Origin of the sequence: Actinomyces wuliandei (assembly GCF_004010955.1) — a bacterium.
Taxonomy (GTDB): domain Bacteria; phylum Actinomycetota; class Actinomycetes; order Actinomycetales; family Actinomycetaceae; genus Actinomyces; species Actinomyces wuliandei.
The window spans coordinates 2783764-2809344 of sequence record NZ_CP025227.1 but is presented as its reverse complement, the minus strand read 5'-3'; the positions used below and the strand labels follow the sequence as shown (position 1 = coordinate 2809344).

Here is a 25581-nt window from a genome sequence, read left to right as displayed (position 1 = left end):
GATGGGGCTGGGCACGCAACCTCCTTCCCCTGGCCCACGGGCGCTGTCAAGAGGCTCCGGGCAGGCGCCGCAGGCAGAGACAGGAGGGGCAGTGACGGAAGAGAGCCGGAAGAGAGACGGGGAAAATGATGAGGGGAGGACATGGCGTGCCGGACACACCGGGTGCCCAGGCCGTGCAGTCACGGCACCGTCTGCGCGTCCTGGCGGGGCGGCTGCGGGGGCAGGAGGGCGCCTCCAGCGTCGAGCTGCTGGTCTTCTTCCCGCTGCTCATGCTCATCATCCTGCTGACCGTCCAGGTCGCGCTGAGCTGGTACGGCAACGAGGTGGCGATGATGACGGCCCGTGAGGTTGCCCGCGAGGTACGCAACGGTGGCGAGGTCGCCTCCGCGCGGGAGGACGGACGCCGCTACGCCCACCAGGTCGGGGGCAGGGCGCTGACCGACCTGGACGTGCACGTCAGCGTCACCGGCCAGGAGGTCGTGGTCAACGTCGAGGGCGAGGCCATGACTGTCCTGGCAGGCCTGGTGCCGCGCGTCCACGCCTCAGTCACCGCGCAGCGCGAGACCTTCCGGGAGGACCTGTGAGACCACGCCTACCTGTCCGGGGAGACGGCCTCGACGGGCAGCGGGGGACGCTGTCGGTGGAGATGGTCGTCCTGGTCCCGGTCCTGCTGGTGATGGTGCTGCTGGCCGTGGCCGGGGGCAGGATGGTCTCCGCCGAGGGCATGGTCCAGGCAGCCTCCCGTGACGCTGCCCGGGCGGCCTCCATGGAGCGCTCCACCGGCCAGGCCCGTGCTGCGGCCGCCCGGAGCCTGGCCGCTGCGGACACCGCCCGCGCCCAGTGCTCGGCACGGGTTGTTGACGCGGACTTCGGGCGTGGGGGCACGGTCACGGTGGGGGTGGGCTGCCGGGTGCGTCTGTCCGACCTGGGCCTGGTCTTCCTGCCCGGGACCACCACCGTCACCGCCGAGTCCACGGCACCGGTGGACACGTGGAGGGGGACCCGATGAGCGCGGCCAGCCTGGTGGCAGGGGTGACGGGGGCGACGACAGTGGCAGGGATGACGGTGAGGAGGATGACAGTGGTGGCAGTGACGACGGCGGAGAGGGGAGACGGAACTGAGCTGAGCGGTCTGCGCCGCCAGCGCGGCTCCCTGTCCGTCTTCGTCGTTGTCATCGCTGCCGTGCTGCTCCTCCTGGCCGGGCTGTGCATTGAGGGCGGTCGCGTGCTCAACGCGCGCGCCACCCTGACCGACCAGGCGGAGCAGGCTGCGAGGTCCGGTGCCCAGCAGCTGGCGGACCACGGCGTGCGCCAGGGCAGCGAGGTCACCCTGGACACCCGGGCGGCAGGCCTGGCGGCCCGCTCCTACCTGGCAGGTGTCGGGTTGTCGGGCAGCTCGGAGGTCTCGGTGGGTCCGAGCACGGTGACGGTGACCGTGGAGCGTGACGTGCCCACCGCCATGCTGCGCCTGGTGGGACTGCGCTCGGTCCACGTCACCACCACCGGTGAGGCGCGTACCGCGACAGGAATCTACGAGGAGGGCGACCTGTGAGCCTCTCGGCTACCCGCCAGCACACCCGTGACCAGCCCCGGGGCCCCGAGCGCTTCCGGGTGCCCGAGGGAGGCTACCGCGCCCCGGTGTGGCGCTGCCTCCTGTCCGCCGTCGTCCTGGTGGCGGTGGTGGCCGGGGTCCCTGTCCTCCTGGTGCTCACGGCGGGTCTGCCCCCGGTGCCACAGGAGCCTGACCTCTCCGTGCTGACCCGGGCCGTCACCGTGGGGACACTCGTGGACCTGCTGGTGTGGGCGGCGTGGCTGGCCTGGCTGCAGTTCACGGTGTGCACCGTGGTCGAGGCGGCCTCCGCCCTGCGCGGTCGGGGAGTGCCCAGGCATCTGCCGCTGTCCGGCCTGACCCAGTCAGTGGTGCGCCGCCTGGTGGTCTCCACCCTGCTGCTGACCTCCCTGGGCACGGTGGCCGGACCCGTGGTGGCTGCTGCCCCGCAGCCCTCCCTCCCGGCGGTGGCCGCTGCCGACAGCGGCGCCGCGGCCAGTGCCTCCGGCGCAGCGGAGGAGGCTGCTGCCTCAGGCCAGGAGGGTGAGACGGGTCAGCCCCAGGAGGGCGTGCGCTACATGGTGGGTGACGTCGAGCTGGACCCTGGCACCGGCGCCGAGCTCGTGGGCCAGCGGGTCTACGTGGTCCAGCCGCCGCAGGGCCGTTACCACGACAACCTCTGGGACATCGCCGAGCGGACCCTGGGTGAGGGCCGCGCCTACAGCCAGGTCTACGAGCTCAACGCCGGGCGGGAGCAGCCTGACGGCCGCCGTCTGGAGCTGGCCCGGCTGATCCAGCCCGGGTGGCTGCTGGTCATGCCGGAGTCCGCGCAGACGGTGGACCGGGTGGTGGCGGTCCCGGTCCGGGAGCAGGCGCCACCCGCCCCGTCCCAGCGCGACGGCGCCTCCCAGGAGCAGGGCGCCGGTGCCCAGGAGGGGGCTGGCCGCCCTGACGGTGCTGACGGCATGAGCGGCAGTGGCGGTGCTGCCAGTGCTGATGATGTCGCCCCCGCCCGGGTCCCCGCCGTCGGGGGCCTGCTGGCGGCCGCCCTGGTGGGCCTGCTGGTGCGCAGGCGGCGCCTGGGGCTGGCCGGGGAGGTGGGTCAGGACGCGGCCGAGCTGGAGAGGCTCCTGCGGGTGGGGGCGGACGCGGAGCGGTCCCGCCGCCTGGACGCCGTGCTGCGGGGGCTGGGCGGGTTGTCCCCGGTGCCACGCCCCTACGCGGTGGTCCTCAGCGACGAGTCCTGCCTCCTGCACCTGCCTCGGCCCCTGCCTGAGGCACCCGCCCCCTGGCAGGTCCGCAACCAGGGCCTGACCTGGGTGCTGCCTGCGGGCCAGGAGCCCGAGCCGGGCGCGGCCCCGCCTCTGGTGCCCGGGCTGGTCACCATCGGGCGTGACGCCCAGGGGGCCGACGTCCTCATCGACCTGGCCTCCGCCGACGGTGACATCTGCGTGACCGGGGACCCCGCCATGGCTGCCGAGGTGGTGGGGGCGCTGGCCCTGGAGCTGTGCACCAACCCCTGGTCCTCCCAGGTGGTGGTGGCTGGGGCGGGGCTGCCTGCCGCCCTGCACGACATGCTGGGCGGCAGGCTGCACTCCCCTGAGGACCTGGTACGCGGCTCGCGTGCGCCCGGTGGCGATCCCGTGCTCAGCGGGCCACGGCCGGGGGCTGTCAACGCCGTCATGCTGGTGGCTGGCGGGGAGGTGCCGCTGCCGCTGCCGCCCGGGGGCAGGACCGCCCTGGTGCGTGCCGGCGCCAGCCAGGGCTCACGTTGGCGGATCGAGGTTGACGCCTCCGGCAGTGCCCGGATCGACCCGCTGGGCCTGGTGGTGACCGCGACCCGCGCCACGGGGGAGGAGGTCGCCGCGCTGGCCGAGCTCCTGGCTCCCGCCCCCGTGGACAGCACGCGGCCGCCCGTGCCCGACCCGCCCCGGCCCCCGGTGGACGCCGCCGCCCTGCGGGCCGCCCCGGTACGCGTCCACGTGCTGGGACGCACCCTGGTGGAGGCGGCGGGTCCGGTGGAGCGGCGCCGCCGCAGCCTGCTGACGGAGGCGGCGGTGTGCGTGGCCCTGCACCCGCAGGGGGTCCGTCCCGACGCGCTGGCGGCGATGCTGTGGCCCCTGGGGGTGACCGGCGACGTGGTCGAGGCGACTGTGGAGCGGCTGAGGCGGTGGCTGGGCCACGACGTCCAGGGGGTGCCCCACCTGCGTCAGGACGCACAGGGACGTCTGGTCATGGGGCCGGGCGTCGTGACCGACTGGGACGTGCTGCGCTGCCTGCTGGGCTCCTCGCGCTCCAGCCCGCCCGGGCGTGAGGCCGCCCTCCTGAGGGAGGCGCTGCGGCTGGTGCACGGGCCGGTGGGGCAGGACGCGCCCGCAGGGCGGTACAGCTGGCTGGCCCGGGTGCGGGTGGCCCGGCAGGTGGAGTCCCTGGTGGTGGACGCCGCGCACCGTCTGGTCGTGCTGATCGGGGACAGCGTCCCCGACGCCGCGGCCGAGGCTGTGGACCGCGGGCTGCGGGTGGTGGACCTTAGCCAGGTCCTGTGGCGTGACCGGCTGCGCCTGGCCGCCCGGAGAGGAGACGAGGAGCTGCGGTGCCAGGTGGACGCGCTCCTGGACGCTGCGGGTGCTGAGGACCTGGCGCTGGTGGACCCGGCCACGGCCGCGCTCGTGGAGGACCTGGCCCCGGGCCTGGGCGTGCGCAGGGAGCCCGCGTGAGCGGCCGGTGCCGCCAGGTCCGGGGGAGGAGGCGGGTGGCGTGCAGCTGTTTGTGAGCGCGGTGCGCCCGCAGGCGGGTGAGCCGGTGACCCGGGACCTTGTCGTGGCCGCCCAGGGCGACTCCACCGTGGGGGACCTGGCGGTGGCGCTGGACAGGAGCCTGCCCCTGGGGGACGTGGCAGCCGCTGAGGGGCAGGCTGGGGGCGCGGCGCTGCGGCTGGTGGTCTCGGCTGGCCAGGCCCGCAGGCAGGAGGGTCCCGTCGTGGACCTGTGGGCGGGCACGACCCTCCTGGACCCCGGGGAGCTGCTGGCTGGCGGGCCGGTCCACGACGGGATGGTCCTGGGGCTGGGGGCTGCGGTGCGGGAGGGTGCCGAGCTCGGCGAGCCCGGCGGGGTGGTCGAGCTGAGGGTGGTGTCGGGGTCGGGGGCAGGTGCCGTCCACCGGCTGGGCCTGGGCACCTACACCTTGGGCGGGATCGGCTGCGACATCGCCCTGGAGGGCCTGGAGGACCTGGCGGAGCGAGAAGCCCTGGAGTGCCCGGAGGGCCTGGGGGACCTGGACCCGGAGGGGGCGCAGGGGCCGGAGCCGCCCAGGGTGGCTGCCGTGGTGGCTACCGTCTCGGTTCGGGTGGGCGGTGCGGTGGTGCTGTCGGTGGACCCGGAGGTGGCCGGGCGCATGGCTCCTGTTCCGCCGCTGCGGCGTCGCCGCCTGCCCGGGCCGCTGGTGCTGGAGTCCCCAGACGAGGCGGGTGAGGGCAGGGACGGCGGCAGTACCAGGCGCAGGAGGCGCACGCTCAGAGGCGGGGCCGGCAGGCGCGGGCTGGGCAGGCGTGGCCGCCGCCGTGGGCAGGAGGAGGCCGCGCCCGTGCTCCGGGGGCGTGAGGAGGTGGACCCTGACGCCCCGCGCCACCTTGTCGAGCTGGACCGCCGCCCGGTCTCCCGGGAGGTCTCCTGGAGGGAGGGGGCGGTGCTGCGGGTGGGGCGGACCCTGCTGACCGTGGGGGCGCTGCCGGAGGCGGACGCGGTGACCAGCCCGACCCCGGAGGACACCACGCTGGACTTCAACCGGCCGCCGAGGCTGGCCCGGCCCGGGCGCAGGACGGAGTTCGCCCTGCCGCGTCCGCCCCAGCGGCCGCGCAGGCAGCCCTTCCCCTTCGCGATGATGGTCTCGCCCATGGTCATGGGGGCGGGCATGTACCTGGTCACGGGGCGGGTGTACTCGCTGCTGTTCATGGTGCTCTCCCCGGTCATGATGATCGCCAACCGCATCCAGGGCCGGTCGGGCGCCAGGCGGACCTACCGGGAGAACCTGCGCCGCTACGAGCAGCAGCGCGGCGAGGTGGAGGAGGCCGCCTTCAGGGCGCTGAGTGAGGAGCGCCGCCTGCGCCGCGCCGACTCCCCGGACCCGGCTGAGGTCCTGCTGCGTGCCACGGGGCCGCGCTCCACCCTGTGGGAGAGGCGGCCCACCGACCCGGACTGGCTGGAGCTGCGCGTGGGCACGGCGGACCTGCCCAGTGACGTGGTGCTCCAGGACCCCGACCGTGCCCGGCACGAGGAGGAGCTGCGGTGGACGGCCCCGGACGTGCCGGTGACGGTGCCGGTGGCCCGCACGGGCGTGGTGGGGGTGTGCGGGGCGCACCGCCACCGGCTGGCCTCCTGGTTGACCGCCCAGGCGGCGGCCCTGCACTCCCCTGCCGAGCTGGAGATGGTGCTCCTCATGGACCCGGGACAGGGGGAGGAGGCCCGCTGCCGGTGGGAGTGGGCGCGGTGGCTGCCGCACCTGCGCGGTGCCGAGGGCGTGGGCGCGCGGGTACGGGTGGGCGTGGACGAGGAGTCGGTGGCCCGGCGGGTGGCCGAGCTGGTTGACCTGGTGGACGCGCGCCGTGAGCAGGGGGAGGCTGCCGGGACGGGGGTCGTCCCGGCAGAGCAGGTGCTGGTGGTGCTGGACGGGGCGCACGCGCTGCGCCAGCGTCCCGGCATGGTCCACGTGCTGCGCGCTGGCCCGTCGGTGGGCGTGCGCGTGGCGTGCGTGGACACCGACCGCACCTGGCTGCCCGAGGAGTGCCGGGCGGTGGTGGAGGCGGGCCTGGCGGGTGCCAGCGTGTCTGTCACGGGCAAGGACGAGGTGGAGCAGGTCCTGGCCGACCTGGTCCCGCCCGGCTGGTGCGAGCGGCTGGCCCGCTGCCTGGCCCCGGTCAACGACGTCTCCACCCAGGGGGCCGAGGGTGCTGTGCCCTCCTCCTCGCGCCTGCTGGACGTGCTGGACCTGCCCGAGCCTGACGCCCAGGCGGTGCTGGAGAGGTGGCGCCAGGTGGGGCGCACCACCCGGGCTGTCATCGGTGAGGACGCCGAGGGGCTGTTCAGCGTGGACGTGAGCGCCCACGGCCCCCACGCCCTGGTGGCCGGGACCACCGGCTCAGGCAAGTCCGAGCTGCTGCAGACCCTCATCGCCTCCCTGTGCGTGGGCAACACCCCGGAGGCGATGACCTTTGTGCTGGTGGACTACAAGGGTGGGGCAGCCTTCAAGGACTGCGCCCGCCTGCCCCACACCGTGGGCATGGTCACCGACCTGGACGGGCACCTCACCTCGCGGGCGCTGGAGTCCCTGGGGGCGGAGCTGCGGCGGCGTGAGCACCAGCTGGCGCGGGCCGACGCCAAGGACATTGAGGACTACGTGGCCGCTGCGGGGCCCGACGACGAGCCCATGCCACGGCTGATGATCGTCATCGACGAGTTCGCGGCCCTGGTGGCTGAGCTGCCGGAGTTCGTGGAGGGCCTGGTGGACGTCGCCCGGCGGGGGCGCTCCTTGGGGGTGCACCTGGTGCTGGCCACCCAGCGGCCCGCCGGGGTGGTCTCCGCTGAGATCAAGTCGAACACGAACCTGCGTATCGCGCTGCGGGTCACTGATGAGAACGACTCCCAGGACGTGGTGGAGGCCTCCGCCGCAGCCCGTATCCCGCCCAGCCTCCCGGGGCGGGCCTGGGCGCGCCTGGGGCACGCCAGCCTGCGGGCCTTCCAGTCCTCCCGGGTCGGGGGCCGCCCGGCCGGGGCGGTGCCGCGTGCGAGCCTGCGTGCCCTGCCCCTGACGCTGGCCGAGTTGTCCCACCCCGAGGCGGCGGCCCCGGAGGTGGAGGAGGACGCCAGCGTGCCCACCGACCTGGCCACCCTGGTGACCGCGGTGGGGGAGGCCTATGAGTCCCTGGGTCGGCTCGCGCCCCACAGTCCCTGGCTGCCGCCCCTGCCGGAGGTGCTCACCCTGGAGGAGGCCGTGGCTGCCCGGGGGCAGGGAGCCCGGGACCAGGGCGGTCAGGGGCGGGAGGGGCGAGGCGGCCAGGAGGCGCAGCCCCCGCAGGGGCGGGCAGGCCAGGACAGTGCCCAGGAGGCGGCCCCGGACCCGCGCGGGGAGGGGTTCCTGCCGCCGGTGGTGCTGGGGCGGGAGGACGTGCCCGGGGAGCAGGACCAGCGGCCCATGACCTGGGACTACACGCGTGGGGGCCACCTGGGTGTGGCGGGTGCGCCCAGGTCGGGGCGCTCGGCGCTGCTGCGGCTGGTGGCCGTGGGGATCGCGCGCAGCGCCTCGGCGGCCGAGGTGCACCTCTACGGCATCGACGCCGGTGCGGGGGCGCTGCTGCCGTGCCTGTCCCTGCCCCACTGTGGGGCGGTGGTGACCCGGGGTGAGTCCGACCGTATCCGGCGCCTGCTGGCGCTGCTGTCTGGTGAGGTGGCGCGTCGTCAGCAGTACCTGGCGAGCCGGGGGCTGGCCTCCCTGGCGGAGCAGCGGGTGGTGGCGCCCGAGGGTGAGCGCCTGCCCTACCTGGTGCTGCTCATCGACCGGTGGGACTCCTTCACCGCCGTCTACGAGACCACCGACGGGGGAGCGTTCCTGGACCAGGTGGAGGCGCTGATGCGTGAGGGTGCTGCTGTGGGGCTGCGGGTGGTGGTCACCGGTGACAGGCGGCTGCTGCGGGGGCGGTTCGGGATGGCCCTGGAGGACCGTCTTCTGCTGCGTATGCCTGAGGCCGAGGACTTCGAGGCGGTGGGGATGAGGCCCCGTGAGGTGCCCCAGGGCATGCCGCCGGGGCGGGGGTTCCGGGCCGGGGTGGAGGCGCCCCGGGAAGTGCAGGTGGCCCTGCTGGAGGCGGACGACTCGGGGGCGGCCCAGGCTGCTGCCGTGCACGATGCTGCCAGGTGGGCGGCGGACCACTGGGGCGAGGTGCCGCGGCACCGGCGCCCCGGTGGGGTGGACGACCTGCCGGTGACGATCAGCGCTGTCGAGGCGCGCCGACTGGGGCCAGCGCTGGCCCGAGGACTTGTTCCGCTGGCGGTGGGTGGGGACACTCTGGAGCTGGTTCAGGTGGACATGGCTGATGTGGGCAACGCGGTCCTGGTGGCCGGACCACGCCGTTCAGGGAGGTCCACCGCGCTGCTGTTCGCTGTCCAGGGAGCGCTGAGCACGGGAGTACCGGTGGTGCTGGTGCTGCCTCGGCGCTCGCCGCTGGCTGCGCTTGAGGGCCACCGGGGTGTGGTCGGTGTGCTGGGGCCAGAGGCGAGGGCCGAGGACCTGGACAGGCTGGTGGGCGGGAGCGACGCGCCCACCCTGGTGGTGGTTGATGACTACGACGTCCTGGGCAATGACCACGCACTGTGCCAGGCAATGATGCGTCATATGCGCGCCAGCCGTGACACGGCTGGCGGGTTGCTAGTGGGGTGCGGGGTAGATGAGGCCCAGGGGATGTTTGGCGGGCTGATGGCAGCGGTCAAGAGGACCCGCACCGGGCTGGTCCTGGCGCCTCGGGCTGCTGAGGACGGGAACGTGCTGTCGGTCCGGCTGCCCCGCTCGGTGGGTGGTCCTGCCCCCAGGGGGCGGGCGGTCTTTGCCTCTGCTGCGGGCTGGTCCTGGGTTCAGGTGCCTAGGGTGCAGCAGGAGGCGCGTGGGACTGCTGGGTCGGACTGGCGTGGCGGGGCTGGGGGTGAGGGGGCGCGGCAGTGACCGTGACGTGATATGTTACGTGACTGATAGTCTGTGTGATCCCGTGCGACGTCCGAAGGAGGGCAGGTGGCCGTGTCTGAGAGTGATGAGGACCGGAAGGAGGACCTGGAGGCTTTGAAGGAGACTGTGGAGTCTAAGAACGTGTACCTGGGATTCGTTGAGAGTGTCGGGGGGCCGAGCACCTCCCCGGGGGAGTACCGGGCGCGCAAGATCAACGCTGATGACACCTGGAGCGGTCCGCTGGCTGATGACAAGGCTGATGCGGTCAGGGAGGGTGTCCAGGGCCTGGCTGAGGTGTTCACGGGCCTGGCTGATGACATCCAGGCGGCTATTGACGGCCTGTCGTGAGGGTTTGCCGTGTCGGTGGGTCCCGGCCTGCCGCAGCCCGCGTGAAGTTAAGGAGGTAAGGGTGACGTGGCCACGATTTTTCTTGATCCTGAGAGGCTTCAGGTCCAGATTGACAAGCTGTTCTCGGTGGCTGACAGGTGCGACGAGGCGCGCAGGAGCATCGACCAGAGGTCGGAGGAGCTGGGTGACCCCTATGAGGGGATCGACTTCTTCCCTCTCAGTGCGTCCAACGCCGCGAACAACCTGCGGGCGTGCGCCGAGGATGTCCGCGGGGTCAAGGACACGATTGTCGAGCTCAATGAGAACGGGGTCGCTGCCATGGACGCCGAGGGTGTCATCACGTGCACGATTCCTGACGACGTGACCATCGAGTCGGTCCGGCAGCTGGCCGACTGGGGCCAGGGTGTGGTTGATGGTCGTGAGTTGGAGGAGCTGGTGGGTGGTGGGGTGCCTGGTAGTGGGCGGTCCTACGAGGAGGTGCTGGCCTCGGTCAGGGCGGGTGTGGAGGGGGATCCTGCCTATGCGCAGGCGCTGGTTGACCAGGTGGGTGGTGAGGGGCTGACGGGTCTGCCGCTGGAGGCTGAGGACTACGTGACTCGTGACAGCGCCTACGGGCAGGTGAACGAGCGCCCGGGTGCGGGTGTGGAGCTGGCTGGTCTGCTGGGGCGTGCCCTGGCTGGGGCGTCCCGGGCGTGGGGGGAGGACAGGGCGCGTGAGGTGGCTGAGGAGATCGGGGACTGTGTGGACGGTGAGGGGGACTACGGGAGGGTCACCGTGGTCAACGAGATGCTGGGCGTGGGTCAGGGGGGTGGTGAGGTCGTGTTCGGCACGGCCTTCCTGACCGCGCTGGGGGCCAGGATGGAGCAGGTCGACCAGGGGGCGCTGGACGTCTACGCCGCTGAGCGTGGTGCCCAGACTCCTGTCGGCACGTATGCCAGGCAGGTGATCGGCCCGGCCCTGGCGGACGGCTCGCTCAACTCCCTCCAGGGGGTCGTGACCGCCATGACCGCCAACCCCCAGGCCGCCAGGCAGTGGCTGGCGCCGGTTGACTCGGGGGGCTCGGTAGACAGTACGGACACGGCTGACCGTATCGGTCAGCTGATGGGCTATGACGACATCGGGGACAACCAGTGGACCGATGACTGGCTGAGAATCGCCGACGCCGTGTCGGCCACCAGTCCCGCTGTCAATGGGGGCGAGGACGGTATAAACGGCAAGGATACTGCTGCTGTGGTCTCGGGGGTGCTCAACGGTGTGGGTGAGAGCGGTGAGGCGCTGGTCCTGTCGGGCATGGGCAGGGCACTGGTAGGCCAGACCCTGGCGCGCTATCCCCTGGGGGTGACCTGCTCGGTCGAGGGTGATCAGGCTGGGTTCACGATGCTTCCCAACCCGGAGGCGTCGTGGTCTGCTGATCTTCCTGAGCAGCCTGTGATGTCGCATCTTGCTCTGTCGAACCTGCTGGGTCAGGTGGGGCAGGACGATGGCGTGACTGTTGATCTGCAGGCCTCGTTGACCGCCTTCAACAACGAGCGTGTCGCTGTGGTGGTCGAGGACATCAAGAACGGGAGCCAGGGCTACGAGTCCTTTGCGGAGATCCTTCAGGAGCAGGGACGGACTGATGGGTTCTTCCGGGGTGCGGTGGCCAGGACCGGCGAGCAGGTCGGCGCTGACGCTGACGAGCGTGTGCAGGCCTATGTTGACACGGCTGCCGCCCTGGCTGGCCTCATCCCCGTTGCTCCGGGGGCTGGCGGGCTCATTGACGCTGCGGCGAGCTTTACCAAGTCCCGGGTGGTAGATGCGGCCAGCAGCTCGGCCAGCAGCGCCCTGGCGGGCCAGGAGGCGGAGGCCAGGAGCCGGAACCAGCAGCACTACGTGGAGAGGGAGACCTTCAGCGAGGTCGTTACGACGCTGACCCTACTGCGTAGCGGGCTCTACACCGACGACGAGATGGTCCAGATCGTGCGGGGGGCCAGCAGCGACGTGAGCTCGGTGCTGGACCCGTCTGGCAACGTCCTCATCGAGGCTGTCTCTGATGCTCAGGAGGAGGACCTCTCGGTGCTCAGTGACGAGCAGTACCAGGCCCTGGCCGATATCGGCGGGGTCCTGCCCTCCGACGGCAGGCCTGGGCTGTCCGACATTACTGACAGAGTTGCCGGTGAGTACCGCGAGGGACATGATGACGCTTGTCCCGGCAGCGGGAACCCTCCTGCACCGAGGGGGCGGTGAGGGGTGGTCGTGGTGCGTGGTCCTGGTGCTGTGCGGGGTTGTCTCGTGCGTGCTGGTGTGGTTCTGCTGGTGTGCGTGGTGGTGGGGGCGTGCTCGGTGCTGCCCTGGGGTGGTGGTGACGGCGGGGACGTTGGGGCGGTGGCGCCTGCGAGCGTGTCGGTGGAGGAGGCGGAGTTTGGGTGCGTGGGCGTGCCCACCTCCTCGTTCGAGGTGGTGCTTGAGGAGCCGGTGACCTTTGAGCAGTCGGTGCGCTACCAGGACGACTGGGGGATCCGGTATGTCAACTGCGCTGCATACGCGGCAGAAGGACGCAGTGTCAGCCCGGTGGTGATAGCCTCCTTCGGGCGGATGTACCCTGGCAAGAGCCCGGTCAATCAGGCCTCGGCCTGGCAGTCGGGGCAGGAGGGTGAGCCGTTTGGTGTGGCGGGTGTGGACGGCGAGGGGGAGGTGGCTCTGGATGACTACGATGGCACTACTGGGCCTGGTGGGTCGGCGGTGTTCGTGTGCGGGGACCGCTACGTGGTGGCCTCGGTGCAGCCGGGTCACGGGATGCGGGGGGACAGGCGGGCCAACCTGGTCAACCTGGCGACCTCGATGACGCCGTGGGTGTGCCAGGGCGAGCCCGTGCCGGGGGCGGGACAGCGCTTCGAGGACCTGGAGGGGGAGCTGTGAGCGGTCAGGACGCGGGTGTCCGGGAGAGGACGGGCGTGCGGGGCGCGCGCCGGGCGGGGGCTGGGGCGCCGTGGCTGCGCCAGCACGGGGTGGCCCTGGTGGTGCTCGTGCTGCTGGTGGTGGGCCTGCTGGCGGAAGGGCTGGTCCTGGCCTGGCGGGCAGGTCGGCTGGATGGCTCGGCCCAGCCGACGGCTACCGCGTCGGTGGGGTCTTCCCCGCTGGCGCAGGAGACGCTGTGCGAGGTGTTCTCCGCCCGGGAGCTGGAGCGGGTGCTGGAGATGCGGGTCTACTCCGTCTCCTACAGCCACCAGCCGCAGGGGGTGCTGCCCGGTGGCGGGCAGGGCTACTCCTACTCGTGCCGGCTGGAGTCTGACCAGGACCCGTTGGGGCGGCTGAGCCTGGACTACTCCGCCTCCACCAGGGTGGTGCGGGCGGGCAGCGACACGGTGGAGTTCGACGACATCCCGCAGGTCTACCTGAACGCGCGTGTGGAGGAGCTGGAGCTGGAGGGCGTGGAGGGCCAGGGGTGGGCCTGGAACTTAGGACGGGTGACTGCGCTGGTGGCCTGGCGCTACCCTGACGGGCACACCGCCCTGGCCCGGCTGAGCTGCTGGGATGGGTGCTCCTGGGGGCCCGGCCCGGGAGAGGACGACTACGAGCTCGGGTTCCGTACCGTGCTGGCTGGTGCCCTGGCGCGCCTGCCCCAGGTAGCCTCCGGTCCTGCCCGCAGCGGGAGCCTCCCTGCTGGCCCAGGGTCGGCCTCCCCGTCGGCCTCGTCCTCGGCCAGTCCCTGACGCGCGCGGGCGGAGACTTCCTCGGCAGCCGGGTGGTCTGAGCGCTGACACACTGGGGCGGGGCTGCTGTGGTTGTCGGCCGCTGGTGGTGGGTCTCAGTCGGGGTTGGTGGTGAGGGTCTGGACCTCGGCGACGGGGATGTCGTGGGTGCTGGTGGCGCGGGCTGGGCGTCTCCCGTGTTTCTTGCGGGTGTTCTTCCGGAGTGACCGCCTGTGATGGTAGCGTAATCCACGTGACTGTCCGAGCGTTACTTAGCCTGAGGTTGTGGCCGTCCTCCGGGGAGGCGTCCTGTGGGCGGCCACCCTGGTCTACCCTAGTAGGGTCGGAGTGGAGAGGGGTTGGTGGTCTTGGCTGAGGAGGGCGAGGGCGCGCAAGATTAACGCTGATGACACCTGGAGCGGTCCGCTGGCTGATGACAAGGCTGATGCGGTCAGGGAGGGTGTCCAGGGCCTGGCTGAGGTGTTCACGGGCCTGGCTGATGACATCCAGGCGGCTATTGACGGCCTGTCGTGAGGGTTTGCCGTGTCGGTGGGTCCCGGCCTGCCGCAGCCCGCGTGAAGTTAAGGAGGTAAGGGTGACGTGGCCACGATTTTTCTTGATCCTGAGAGGCTTCAGGTCCAGATTGACAAGCTGTTCTCGGTGGCTGACAGGTGCGACGAGGCGCGCAGGAGCATCGACCAGAGGTCGGAGGAGCTGGGTGACCCCTATGAGGGGATCGACTTCTTCCCTCTCAGTGCGTCCAACGCCGCGAACAACCTGCGGGCGTGCGCCGAGGATGTCCGCGGGGTCAAGGACACGATTGTCGAGCTCAATGAGAACGGGGTCGCTGCCATGGACGCCGAGGGTGTCATCACGTGCACGATTCCTGACGACGTGACCATCGAGTCGGTCCGGCAGCTGGCCGACTGGGGCCAGGGTGTGGTTGATGGTCGTGAGTTGGAGGAGCTGGTGGGTGGTGGGGTGCCTGGTAGTGGGCGGTCCTACGAGGAGGTGCTGGCCTCGGTCAGGGCGGGTGTGGAGGGGGATCCTGCCTATGCGCAGGCGCTGGTTGACCAGGTGGGTGGTGAGGGGCTGACGGGTCTGCCGCTGGAGGCTGAGGACTACGTGACTCGTGACAGCGCCTATGGGCAGGTGGAGGAGCGCCCGGGTGCGGGTGTGGAGCTGGCTGGTCTGCTGGGGCGTGCCCTGGCGGGGGCGTCCCGGGCGTGGGGGGAGGACAGGGCGCGTGAGGTGGCTGAGGAGATCGGGGACTGTGTGGACGGTGAGGGGGACTATGGCAGGGTCACCGTGGTCAACGAGCTGCTGGGTGGGCAGGAGGTGGTGTTTGGTGCTGAGTTCCTGAGCGCGCTGGGGGCCAGGATGGAGCAGGTCGACCAGGGGGCGCTGGACGTCTACGCCGCTGAGCGTGGTGCCCAGACTCCTGTGGGCACGTATGCCAGGCAGGTGGTTGGTCCCTGCCTGGAGGGCGGCTCGCTCAACTCCCTCCAGGGGGTCGTGGAGGCCATGAGCCACAGCCCCCAGGCCGCCGCCCACTGGCTGGCGCCTCAGGGGCTGGGTTCTGATGCTGATGCTGTTGCCCGTATCCGGGGTATCGCTTCGCGCTCCAGTATCGGGGACAACCAGTGGACCGACGCGGTGGTGGGGATGGCCCAGGCGGTGAGCGCCCTGGGTGACATTGACACTGCTGCTGCCACGTCTGCCCAGGTTGCTCTGGCTGACCAGGCGGCTGTGGCGGTGTCGGGCCTGCTTAACGAGATCGGTGAGACCGACGACCTCGCGTTGAGTCGCTCCGCGCGTGACAGCATCAGCCGGGTCCTGGCCGTCTACACCCCCGGCATCTACAATTCTATAGAAGAATACGGGGACCTAAGAGGCTCAGGCGTTGACACTTACACAATGTCCAGTGAGCAGTTCGGAGGTTCCTATTGGGGTGGTGTGCCGTCTCAGGCGTTGTTCTCGAACTGCGCCCTGTCTTCGCTGGTCGGTGTGGTTGGTCAGGACGATCACGGTCTGGATCCACTCACCGAGCGGCTCAGTCTTGTCAACGACAGGAGGTTCGCCCACGCTACGGATGTCTATGAGGCGACGGGGCGGTCGGGTGACCTGGAGGACGCTGTAGGGGGTCTTCTGCGTGCGCAGGGTTTTGTTGCCGCGTCTATTAGTAAGGAGGCGGTCCGTCAGGGCGAGGACGCTGACGCGCGGGTCAACTCCTGGATCGACGGGCTCATGGGCCTCACGGCCCTTATCCCTGGAGTAGAGGGCGCCGGTAAGGCGGTAACCAGGATCATGAATTACACTCAAGCTAATGCCAAAGATTCTATAACTACCGCTCTCAAGGAGAAACTCGTAACCCACGCCCAGGAGGCGGTAACTGAAGGTGCTGACCTCGAGGCTGAGTGGCAGGATAACGCTAATCGCGCTGTTATCCTCCAGTTGATCGCTTCTGGTACTGTCACGTCGGAGCAGCTTGCTGCCTGGGGTGAGGCGGAGAAGGCTGGTGTACTCATCAACGAGGACGGGACTCTTAGGTGGGAGCTCCTCGGCTCCTCTGACGAGGCCGACCAGGAGAGGGTGAGGAATGCCTTCGAGCACCTGGCCGACCAGTTCCCGACTACTGCTGACCCTGCAGTCAGTGATGCCTACGAGGACAGTTCCGACTCTTTCGACCAGGGTGCCAGTGCCGCCAGGGGCGGCGACGACGGCCCCAGCAGGTTCGGGGGCTGAGGTAGATGCGAGGTCTGGTTGATGCGGTTGCGAGACGTGTGAATGGAGTGGACGCCGGCCGAGGCTGGTGGGTTGTTGTGGTGCTGGTGGTGTGTGTCTTGGGGGTGGGGCTGCTGCCGGTGCCGGTGTCGTCGTCGGGCGGGGGCTCTGGTGTGGTTGATGGTCGTGAGCTGGAGGAGCTGGTGGGTGGTGGGGTGCCTGGTAGTGGGCGGTCCTACGAGGAGGTGCTGGCCTCGGTCAGGGCGGGTGTGGAGGGGGATCCTGCCTATGCGCAGGCGCTGGTTGACCAGGTGGGTGGTGAGGGGCTGACGGGTCTGCCGCTGGAGGCTGAGGACTACGTGACTCGTGACAGCGCCTATGGGCAGGTGGAGGAGCGTCCGGGTGCGGGTGTGGAGCTGGCTGGTCTGCTGGGGCGTGCCCTGGCGGGGGCGTCCCGGGCGTGGGGGGAGGACAGGGCGCGTGAGGTGGCTGAGGAGATCGGGGACTGTGTGGACGGTGAGGGGGACTACGGGAGGGTCACCGTGGTCAACGAGCTGCTGGGTGGGCAGGAGGTGGTGTTTGGTGCTGAGTTCCTGAGCGCGCTGGGGGCCAGGATGGAGCAGGTGGACCAGGGTGTGGTGGATGTCTACGCCGCTGAGCGTGGTGCCCAGACTCCTGTGGGCACGTATGCCAGGCAGGTGGTTGGTCCCTGCCTGGAGGGCGGCTCGCTCAACTCCCTCCAGGGGGTCGTGGAGGCCATGAGCCACAGCCCCCAGGCTGCCGCCCACTGGCTGGCGCCTCAGGGGCTGGGTTCTGATGCTGATGCTGTTGCCCGTATCCGGGGTATCGCTTCGCGCTCCAGTATCGGGGACAACCAGTGGACCGACGCGGTGGTGGGGATGGCCCAGGCGGTGAGCGCCCTGGGTGACATTGACACTGCTGCTGCCACGTCTGCCCAGGTTGCTCTGGCTGACCAGGCGGCTGTGGCGGTGTCGGGCCTGCTTAACGAGATCGGTGAGACCGACGACCTCGCGTTGAGTCGCTCCGCGCGTGACAGCATCAGCCGGGTCCTGGCCGTCTACACCCCCGGTGTTGATCTGTCTGTTCAGGAAAGAGGTGGCAGGTCGGGGGCAGGAGCCAGCACCTACGCTGCTGCTACCAGTGAGTTCGGAGGTTCCTATTGGGGTGGTGTGCCGTCTCAGGCGTTGTTCTCGAACTGCGCCCTGTCTTCGCTGGTCGGTGTGGTTGGTCAGGACGATCACGGTCTGGATCCACTCACCGAGCGGCTCAGTCTTGTCAACGACAGGAGGTTCGCCCACGCTACGGATGTCTATGAGGCGACGGGGCGGTCGGGTGACCTGGAGGACGCTGTAGGGGGTCTTCTGCGTGCGCAGGGTTTTGTTGCCGCGTCTATTAGTGAGGAGGCGGTCCGTCAGGGCGAGGACGCTGACGCGCGGGTCAACTCCTGGATCGACGGGCTCATGGGCCTCACGGCTGTTGTCCATGACGGAGTCGGTGGCGGCAGCCGTGTCGTCTACACGCAGGCTCGTGGTGACCAGGGGCTGGTTGCTGCTCTGGGCCAGGTGTTGGCCGCTCATCCCCTGCTGGCTGCTGTCAACGGGGCTGATCTCCACTCCGAGCCCGGTCATGTGGCCAGTAAGGCCCTGGTCCTCCAGTTGATCGCTTCTGGTACTGTCACGTCGGAGCAGCTTGCTGCCTGGGGTGAGGCGGAGAAGGCTGGTGTGCTCATCAACGAGGACGGGACTCTTAGGTGGGAGCTCCTCGGCTCCTCTGACGAGGCCGACCAGGAGAGGGTGAGGAATGCCTTCGAGCACCTGGCCGACCAGTTCCCGACTACTGCTGACCCTGCAGTCAGTGATGCCTACGAGGACAGTTCCGACTCTTTCGACCAGGGTGCCAGTGCCGCCAGGGGCGGCGACGACGGCCCCAGCAGGTTCGGGGGCTGATGAGAACAGGAGGAGGTCGGCGATGGAGCGGCTCAGGACCGGTGTGGTGCTGGCGGCGTCGGGCGTCGATGGCGATGTCGGTCTTACTGCTTCGGTGGCTGCGACGGCGGTGACGCCGCCTACGGGTGTCAGTGACGTGGCCGGCGGCCTGGCCGGGGCGTGGGACTCGCCCAAGGCTGCTGAGTTTGCTGAGTCTATTGACACTGGTGTCCAGGCTGTGCGTGACAGGGTGGAAGAGGTCCAGACTGACGTGCAGTCGGCTATCAACCAGGAGGAGGACCAGGTGCCCGAGGGCAGTGACGAGGCGGACACGAAGTGGGACGAGTAGCCGTGATGAGTACCTGTCAGGCCAGGACGGAGGTGTGGTCGTGGTTTTTGTGAGCCTGGATCCGGAGAAGCTGCTGTCGTACGTGGTGGGGCTGGAGCTGTGGGCGGCGATGGCTGACACGGAGCGGTTGCAGGTGCGGGCTCGTAACGTGAACCGGGTGGGTGAGCCTGTGGTGGAGTCGGTGGAGTGGAAGACGCTGCCTGGCGGGGGCGGGGCGTGGGTCGGCGCGGCTGCTGGTGGTGGAGGTGGTGGGCCTGTGCCTGTGGGGGCGGGCGCGGGCTGGGGGCAGGCGGTGGTGCACCTCCAGGAGGTGGCCCACGAGCTGCGCACGCGTCGGCAGGAGGCTGTGGACATGAACTCCCAGGGGGTCACGATGGCGACACCTGAGGGGCGGGTGTGCTACTACCTGCCTGACGGGGCGGAGGACACCGCGGCCAACGTGGTGGCCTACAACTCCCTGGCGGTGGCGGGCGGGCGCGGCGACGCCACCGCCCTGAACCAGGCGCGGCGCAGTCCCGAAGGGGTGGCTGAGGACGGGCGCACTGTGGAGCAGGTCCTGGCGGAGATGGCCAAGCACCAGGACGTGCCCACCTACGGGGCGTCCTTCGTGAACACCTTCGGCGTGGAGGGGTTCGTGGACAACGTGCTGATGCTGCAGCAGCGCTACGGGTCGGTCGGCAGCGAGGGCTCCTTCGAGATCGACGACGCCGAGGGGCTGGGCGAGGCGGTAGGGGTGCTGGGGCACGTGCTGGCCGCGGCCACGCTCAGCGGGGTGGACCCACGTGAGGGCGAGGGGGCGTGGGCCGACCAGCTCTACGGTGCGGTCGCCGAGGAGGGCAGCAGGGGGCGCATGTCGGCGCTCAACGCGCTGCTGGCCTCCGAAGGGGCGGTCTATGCTACGGGCACGCTGGTGGACCTGGCCGACCGGCTGGAGGACCTGCCCTACGGGGGGCAGGCGGCCAGCGCTACCCCGGATTCGGTCTACGGGTGGTACGACCCGGTCTACGGGGCGGTCTACAACGAGGGGCCGGCCCTGGTGGGCTACTCCATGGACCCGTTGTACGGGGTGCTGTCGGCGATGGGGTCCAACCCGCAGGCGGCGCTGGGGTACCTGGTGCCTGACGGGGAGCCCGATGACAAGGGGCGGTGGGTGCCTGGGGAGGGGTCTCAGGAGCGGTGGGAGCTGCTGGGGTCGCGTGAGTGGGACCCGGAGGTGGGTCTGGATGGTCTGACCGCGGCGCAGGCGGCGGCCTCCTCTCTTCGTGGTGGTGCCGATGCCGCCACGGCGGGGGCGGCGACGTGGGCCACGGCGCGGTCCATGGAGATGGCGGTCAACGAGGTGTCCCTGGAGGACTACACCGAGGTGATGAAGGAGAACCTCTCCCTGCTGGTGGCCAACAGCGCCCAGGAGGCCGTCCAGGTCGCCAAAGACCAGAACCCGGTGGGGCTGGGGCTTGAGGGTGGTTCTGCTGAGGCGAAGAGCGTGGTGACCAGTTTGATGTACCGGGTGGTTGACAACGGGGACGCGGCTGTGACCATGGCGGCGGCCATGGCCAACCAGGCCCTGGGCGCCGAGGCCTCCACCCCCGAGGAGCTGCACAGCAAGTACGAGGCTGCTGCGGCGGCGCAGGCCTACCTGGGTGCTGTGGGGTCGGAGCGTGTCGCGGACCTGGAGGCCCAGGCTGCCTCGGAGGCGGCTGGGGCGCGGGAGGCGGCGGGCACGGCGGTGTCGGTGTTTACCACGGTGGCTGGTGCGGGGGTGGGTGCTGTGACCTCGGGGCCTGCTGCGCCCCTGGTGTGGAGCCTGGGGACCACCCTGGCCAGGCCGGTGGTGGTGGAGGCCCTGGCGCCGGAGACGGTGGAGGTGCTGGACAACCCCGCTGCGGGTAGTCGTAGCCTGCTGGAGGCCTACGCCTACGCGGAGGCGGCCAACAGCGGGTTCCTGCCGGAGGAGGCCCTGGCCCCGGAGCGCTTCGTGGACCCGGCAACCGGTGAGCCGTACCCGTGGTACCACGAGCCGGGGTCGGGGGACGGCCCGGTGGTCGACCTGCCTGCTGCTCCCAGTGACGACGTGGTCTCGGCGGTGCGTGGGTGGGCCGAGTCCGATGATGTCGCGAGTCTTGATGAGGACCATGTCTTGATGGATTCTGCCAATGCCATCGACAGAGGGGACAATGCTGGTGGTTCCCGAATCGAGAACAGGTCGGAGGCGGGTGGCCGGGATGGTGACCTCAGGATCGACAAGGGCTAAGGGTTAGGGGGCTGTTCTCGTGTGTGGTCGTGGTGGTGTGCGGGGTCGTTTGGCGCGTGCTGGTGGTGTGGTGCGTGGTGGTGCTGGGTGGGTGGTGCGTCGTGGTGGGTTGGTTGTGGTGGTGCTGGTGGTGGTGCTGGCTGGTGGTGGTGTGGGTGCTGGTGGGTGGTGGTGGGTTCGGGTGCATGATCCTCTGTCTGGTGTGCTGGAGGGGCTGGTGGGTGACCCGGTGGCGGCGCTGGACTACCTGGCTCCGGAGGGGCCTGCCCAGGAGGCCACGACAGCTGCGTCGGCTGCGACGGGGGGTGCTTCGGTGGGTGCTGACGGGGAGGCCGGGGCTGCTGGTGGGGGTGGTGTGCGGGATGGGGTGTGGGTTGCGTCGGGTGCTGCTGTGGAGCGGTGGGGTGGGTTGTCGTCGCGGGGGTGGGGGTCTGAGGGTCTGGAGGCTCTGGCTGGGGTGGGGGCTGTGGTGTCGTCGTTGCGTGGCAGTCAGGACCCGGTGGTGCGGGCGCGTGCCTTGTGGGTGTCTGGTCGGGTGATGGGGCTGTTTGGTGGGGTTCCTGTGGGTCGGTTCTCGGGGGAGGTCAGGCGCCAGGTGGCTGTGGTGGTGGCTAACTGTGCTCCGGAGGTGGTGGGTGTGGCCCTGGGACGGGGGAGTGGTGGTGGCCTGGGCCTGGGTGGTGGTCTTCCTGAGCGGCAGGGTGTGGTGGCGTCTGTGGTGTACCGGCTGGTGGAGGACGGGGACGCGGTGGTGACGGTGGCGTCTGGTCTGGCCAGTGTGGCGGCGCGTGGTCAGGTCTCCACGGCGGGGGGTCTGGAGGGGGTGTACTACCGGGTGGGTGCGGTGCAGGCCTTCCTGGGGGCTGTGGGGTCGGTGCGTGGGGCGGAGCTGGAGGCTGGTGGTGCGGGTGAGGAGGAGATGGAGGGGTTCTGGGGGGTGCAGCACCTGGGCCGGGCCGTGTTTACCACGGTGGTGGGTGGCCGCGGTGGTGGTGCCGGTGCGGAGGTGGCTGCGCCCCTGGTGGTGCAGGAGGGTGCCACCCTGGGTGGGCCGGTGGCGGTGGGTGGCCTGCCCGGGGCCACCGTGGCGGACCTGGAAGGACCGACTGCTGGTAGTCGTAGCCTGCTGGAGGCCTACGCCTACGCGGAGGCGGCCAACGGCGGGCTGGTGCCGCAGGAGGCCCTGACGCGGGACAAGTTCACCGACGTCAGGGGCGAGCCGTACTCGTCGTGGTACCGGGAGCCGGGGTCGGGGGACGGCCCGGTGGTCGACCTGCCTGCTGCTCCCAGTGACGACGTGGTCTCGGAGGTGCGTGGGTGGGCGGGGTCTAACTCTGTCGCGAATCTTGATGAGGACCATGTCTTGATGGATGCTGCCAATGCCATCAACAAAGGGGGCAACGCGGCTGCTGAGTTGGTGCTGGGTGCTGACGGTGAGCCGGGCGGTGACCCCGGTGACATCACCATCAACAAGGACTAAGGACTAAGGACTAGGGCTAGGGGGGCTGTTCTCGTGCGTGGTCGTGGTGGTGTGCAGAGGGGTCTGGCGCGTGCTGGTGGTGTGGTGCGTGGTGCTGCTGGTGGTGTGGTGCGTCGTGGTGGGCCAGAGGGTGAGAATGTGACTGCGTCGTCGATCCTGCTGGCCCGGGGTCGGCCTCCCCGGGTGTCAGTCCGTCGGATTCCTCCGCAGCTGCTTCCTGACGCCCCCGGGGCCGGGACCCCGGTAGCGCAGGCGGTGGTGTTTCCGGGTTTCTAGTCGGGGTTGGTGGTGAGGGTCTGGACCTCGGCGACGGGCAGGGCGGTGGTGCTGGTGGTGGTCACGGTGTCTAGGGTGCCGGTAGCGCCGTCGGTGGCGGTGTAGGAGACCTCGTAGCGGATGGAGGTGGTCAGGGGCGTGGTCCCGCCCAGGTGGGCCGAGCTGCGGGTGAACACCACGGTGCAGTCGGTGCCCTCGGCGCCCTGGTTCCAGGGGGTGCCGAAGCCGTGGCAGTCCACCTGGGCGTCGGGGGCGGACAGGTCCAGGCCGGTGGCGGTAGCGGTAACGGTGGCTGACACGGGTCCGGCGGTGGCGGTGGCGGTGACCTGGGTGGGTGTGTCCCCGGCGGCCCACACCCAGGTGTACCAGCCCACCAGGGTCGCGCCCTGGCCTCCCAGGGAGGGGTTGTGGTCCACCTCGGGTACCGGGATCTCCACCGCGTCCCAGGCCGCGGCCGCCAGCGTGGCCCCGTCCACCGGGGGCTCGGGAGGCGCCTCCCCGGCCTCGACGTAGACCGGGGGGCTGTCCCCCTCGAACTCCTCCTTCATCTCGTTGAAGGCGGTGCCGTCCATCTCCGGCGCGCGGTTCTGCCAGCAGAACGAGGTGTACCAGTGGCCCTCGGTGTCCTCGGAGTACTCCTCCCAGTCAGGGTAGTCGGACTGTATCTCCTCGACACTCTCCCCGCTGTAGTGGGCTGCCATGGCCATGTTGCGGCTGGAGCTGAGGAACTCCGCCATCTCCTCGCCTGTATAGCCCTGGACGTACTCGCACACGGGCAGCACGGTGGCCTCCACCTGGGTCGAGGTCGTAACCGGGCCACCGCCTCCGGTGCCCCCGGGACCTGCCTGGGTATAGGACACCGACACCGTGATCCGCGCGCCACCGTCGGAGGACTGGCTGGCTGCTGCCGCGCTGGACGCGTCGTCATCTCTCGCTGTCGCGGTCGTGGCGACGGGGAGGCCTGCGGCTACCAGCACCGCAGCAAGGAGGAGGGGTGCCAGCCGGTGCGAAGCCCGCCGGGCCGCTCTGCCGGGGCACCTCCTGTCCCGCCCCCGTTCACTGAAGGTGGGGCTGATCTTACTGAGGCGGCGCGTGCTCAGCACCAGTCTGTCCCCGACTCTGACCAGGCCGAGACCTTCCATCCCTCGACGCCGTAGATCAGCGTGAAGTCCGTACTGGAGGTGCCCTGAAAGCCCTCCGGGGTCTGGTCCTCTCCTGAGGAGGACAGACGTGAAACCTCTCGGTAGTCCCCGCAGGATCCCACCGTGGCTGTGAGATGGTCTGGGCTGACCTCCACCGACGCGACAGACATTGAGAAAGAGCCGTCATAGTGCTGGTCGGCCTCGGCGTACCTGTTGTAGGTCTCGGTGTAGGACTCCAGGGCGCTGCCGGTGGTGGCGGCCTCGACCTCCTCCAGGCCGTCCATGTCGCGAAGGGCCTCCCAGGTGGTACGGTCGTAGGCCACGAAGGCCAGCAGCACCTCCGCCTGGGCCTGGTCGAGGTCGTCGGGGACGGAGGTCACCGTGTAGCTGGTGGCAGGGTCGGACAGGGACTCTGCGGTGACCTCGCCGGGGTCGGGCGGGCTGGCCGGGGCCGGGGAGTCCTCCCCGCCCTCGGCCGTCTCCTCCCCTTCTTCCTCTGTCCGGTCCGGGCTGGGTGCCGCCGTGGAGGTGGCCTGGGCGGTGGACTCCTGGGAGGCCCCGGTCATCGCGGAGGTGGCCTCCTCCAGGGCGGGGATGTCGGGGTCCTGGCCGGAGGAGCAGGCCACCACACCCCCTGAGGCCAGGAGCACCGCCGCCACCACGGCAGCCAGGCCCCGGCGTCTCCCCGGGCCGGGACGGGTACCACGGATGGCGGCGTCGCAGACGTCACGGAGGATGCCGTCACGGAGGGCGGCGTCGCGGGCTTCACGGGTGTCACGGGGCTCGGCGGGCATCAGGGCCTCCCTCGGGCTGGCAGTGTGAGGACCGGCATCTGCGCCGGAACCAGCCCAAACCTATACCAGGATCACGGTCCTGTCACGGGAACACTGTCACAAAGGTAAGCGGGGTCGGGGGTGCCGCATCAGGGCCAGCAGTGCCATGATGCAGGCATGACCACCCCAGACACCCCTCCTGGCGAGGCGGGTCCCTCACACAGGCGCGGCCCCGGCAGGCCCAAGGCAGGCAGCGAGGACAAGCGCGAGCGCATCCTCAGCGAGGCGGTCGCCCTGTTCGGCTCCCGGGGCTACGCGGGCACCTCCCTGGCCGACGTCGCCGCAGCCGCCGACATCTCCAAGGCGGGCGTCCTCCACCACTTCTCCTCCAAGGAGGAGCTGTTCACCAGGGTCCTGGAGCGCCGGGACCAGCGCGACGTCGCCGAGTTCCTGGCCCAGGCCGAGGGATCGGCCGACCCCTGGCACCAGCTGGAGCGCTACATCGAGCTCCTGCACCGCAGCGCCCGCTCCCGCGAGCTGGCCGCGATCTACACGGCCACCTCCGTGTCGGTCCTGGACGCCAGTCACCCGGCCCACCACTGGATGGCCGCTCACCTGGGCAGCGCCGTGGGGCTCTTCGAGGACTGTTTCGAGGCGGGCAAGCGGGCTGGCACCGTGGACCCGCAGATGCCCTCCCGGATGGTGGCGCGCACACTCGTCGCCCTGTCCGACGGCCTCCAGCTCCAGTGGCTGTGCTCGACGACGCCGGGCAGCTCGGCCACCGACGTGCTGGAGACCACGGTGGTGGACGAGCTGCGCCTGTACGTGGACTCCCTGCGGGCGCGCTGGGCGCTCTGAGCCGCGCCCGCAAGACGCGCCGCCCGAGGGGAGTGGGACGCGCCGCGCGAGGGGAGACTCTCTGCGGGCACGGGGGCCTGCGGACAGCCGCGCACCAGCGCAGCCCAGCCGGGGGAGACTCTCTGCGGGCACGGGGGCCTGCCGTCTCCTTCGCAGCGTACTTTTTCCTCCTCGGTGTACCTTTTCCTCACAGGTGTACCGATTCCTCCTTGGTGTACCTTTTCCTCACAGGTGTACCGATTCCTCCTTGGTGTACCTTTTCCTCACAGGTGACTGACGTGCCGGTCGTGCTGTGAGGAATCGGTCATCCCGTGAGGAATCGGTCATCCCGTGAGGAATCGGTCGTGCTGTGAGGAGACGGTCACCCTGTGAGAAGGCGGTAGGCCCTGGCCCCGCCACGCCGAGGCGCGCGCACCCGTCGTGTTCTGGAACCCATGGTCCACCTCTGGACCCCGAGGGCTGGGGAGGCGTCCCGCCGACTCACGGAGCGCCGCTTCCCCTGTGGGGC

General features: G+C 70.5%; 18 protein-coding genes. 16 read left to right on the top strand and 2 right to left on the bottom strand.

Annotation, left to right across the window (positions count from 1 at the left end; all coding sequences use genetic code 11):
- Positions 1-146 precede the first annotated feature (146 nt).
- The 15 genes from CWS50_RS11575 (at position 147) to CWS50_RS11505 (ending at position 22024) form a co-directional block, all read left to right on the top strand.
- The gene (locus CWS50_RS11575; protein WP_243118325.1) at positions 147-584 is read left to right on the top strand and encodes a TadE/TadG family type IV pilus assembly protein; all 438 of its coding nucleotides are present in this window, start codon (positions 147-149) and stop codon (positions 582-584) included.
- Positions 581-1009, top strand: a complete 429-nt coding sequence (locus CWS50_RS11570; protein WP_243118324.1) for a TadE/TadG family type IV pilus assembly protein — start codon at positions 581-583, stop codon at positions 1007-1009. Before CWS50_RS11575 ends, CWS50_RS11570 begins: the two co-directional genes overlap by 4 nt.
- A complete protein-coding gene (locus tag CWS50_RS11565; protein ID WP_243118323.1) occupies positions 1006-1551 on the top strand; it encodes a pilus assembly protein TadG-related protein in 546 nt (181 codons plus the stop codon). Before CWS50_RS11570 ends, CWS50_RS11565 begins: the two co-directional genes overlap by 4 nt.
- Entirely contained in the window at positions 1548-4265 is a 2718-nt protein-coding gene (locus tag CWS50_RS11560; protein ID WP_127842913.1) for a LysM peptidoglycan-binding domain-containing protein, read from the top strand. The genes CWS50_RS11565 and CWS50_RS11560 overlap by 4 nt, the downstream gene beginning before the upstream one ends.
- A gap of 40 nt (positions 4266-4305) precedes the next feature.
- Positions 4306-9255, top strand: coding sequence for an FtsK/SpoIIIE domain-containing protein (locus CWS50_RS11555; RefSeq protein ID WP_127842912.1), 4950 nt, complete (start codon positions 4306-4308; stop codon positions 9253-9255).
- 72 nt (positions 9256-9327) lie between these two features.
- Entirely contained in the window at positions 9328-9603 is a 276-nt protein-coding gene (locus CWS50_RS11550; protein WP_127842911.1) for a hypothetical protein, read from the top strand.
- 66 nt (positions 9604-9669) lie between these two features.
- Positions 9670-11829: a DUF6571 family protein gene (locus CWS50_RS11545; protein ID WP_127842910.1), complete on the top strand. Its 2160-nt coding sequence runs from the start codon at positions 9670-9672 to the stop codon at positions 11827-11829.
- 45 nt (positions 11830-11874) lie between these two features.
- Positions 11875-12501 (top strand): hypothetical protein, encoded by a 627-nt coding sequence (locus CWS50_RS11540; RefSeq protein WP_127842909.1) that lies wholly within the window; start codon positions 11875-11877, stop codon positions 12499-12501.
- A complete protein-coding gene (locus CWS50_RS11535; protein WP_127842908.1) occupies positions 12498-13295 on the top strand; it encodes a hypothetical protein in 798 nt (265 codons plus the stop codon). Before CWS50_RS11540 ends, CWS50_RS11535 begins: the two co-directional genes overlap by 4 nt.
- 264 nt (positions 13296-13559) lie before the next feature.
- Entirely contained in the window at positions 13560-13808 is a 249-nt protein-coding gene (locus CWS50_RS11530) for a hypothetical protein (RefSeq protein WP_127842907.1), read from the top strand.
- 66 nt (positions 13809-13874) lie between these two features.
- The gene (locus CWS50_RS11525; protein WP_127842906.1) at positions 13875-16019 is read left to right on the top strand and encodes a DUF6571 family protein; all 2145 of its coding nucleotides are present in this window, start codon (positions 13875-13877) and stop codon (positions 16017-16019) included.
- A gap of 104 nt (positions 16020-16123) precedes the next feature.
- Positions 16124-17965, top strand: a complete 1842-nt coding sequence (locus CWS50_RS11520) for a DUF6571 family protein (protein WP_341472748.1) — start codon at positions 16124-16126, stop codon at positions 17963-17965.
- A 22-nt stretch (positions 17966-17987) separates the two neighbouring features.
- Positions 17988-18293: a hypothetical protein gene (locus CWS50_RS11515; RefSeq protein WP_127842904.1), complete on the top strand. Its 306-nt coding sequence runs from the start codon at positions 17988-17990 to the stop codon at positions 18291-18293.
- A 40-nt stretch (positions 18294-18333) separates the two neighbouring features.
- Positions 18334-20544 carry a DUF6571 family protein gene (locus tag CWS50_RS11510; RefSeq protein ID WP_127842903.1) on the top strand — a complete coding sequence of 737 codons (2211 nt, stop codon included), beginning with the start codon at positions 18334-18336 and terminating at the stop codon, positions 20542-20544.
- Between the two features lie 49 nt (positions 20545-20593).
- On the top strand, positions 20594-22024 hold the full coding sequence (locus tag CWS50_RS11505; RefSeq protein WP_127842902.1) for a DUF6571 family protein: 1431 nt from the start codon (positions 20594-20596) through the stop codon (positions 22022-22024).
- Between the two features lie 272 nt (positions 22025-22296).
- Here CWS50_RS11505 and CWS50_RS13050 read toward each other — a convergent pair whose 3' ends face one another.
- Both CWS50_RS13050 and CWS50_RS13045 read right to left on the bottom strand, forming a co-directional pair.
- Entirely contained in the window at positions 22297-23277 is a 981-nt protein-coding gene (locus CWS50_RS13050) for a hypothetical protein (RefSeq protein ID WP_243118322.1), read from the bottom strand.
- A gap of 119 nt (positions 23278-23396) precedes the next feature.
- Entirely contained in the window at positions 23397-24236 is an 840-nt protein-coding gene (locus CWS50_RS13045; protein WP_164860138.1) for a hypothetical protein, read from the bottom strand.
- Positions 24237-24392: 156 nt separating this feature from the next.
- On the opposite strand from CWS50_RS13045, the gene CWS50_RS11490 reads away from it, so the two are divergent.
- The gene (locus CWS50_RS11490) at positions 24393-25073 is read left to right on the top strand and encodes a TetR/AcrR family transcriptional regulator (RefSeq protein ID WP_127842901.1); all 681 of its coding nucleotides are present in this window, start codon (positions 24393-24395) and stop codon (positions 25071-25073) included.
- Positions 25074-25581: the final 508 nt, after the last annotated feature.

Bases quoted from the DNA above. Each gene is read 5' to 3' on its own strand.
- CWS50_RS13045 (WP_164860138.1), bottom strand. From the start codon at position 24,236: ATGCCCGCCGAGCCCCGTGACACCCGTGAAGCCCGCGACGCCGCCCTC.
- CWS50_RS11515 (WP_127842904.1), top strand. From the start codon at position 17,988: ATGGAGCGGCTCAGGACCGGTGTGGTGCTGGCGGCGTCGGGCGTCGAT.
- CWS50_RS11565 (WP_243118323.1), top strand. From the start codon at position 1,006: ATGAGCGCGGCCAGCCTGGTGGCAGGGGTGACGGGGGCGACGACAGTG.
- CWS50_RS11490 (WP_127842901.1), top strand. From the start codon at position 24,393: ATGACCACCCCAGACACCCCTCCTGGCGAGGCGGGTCCCTCACACAGG.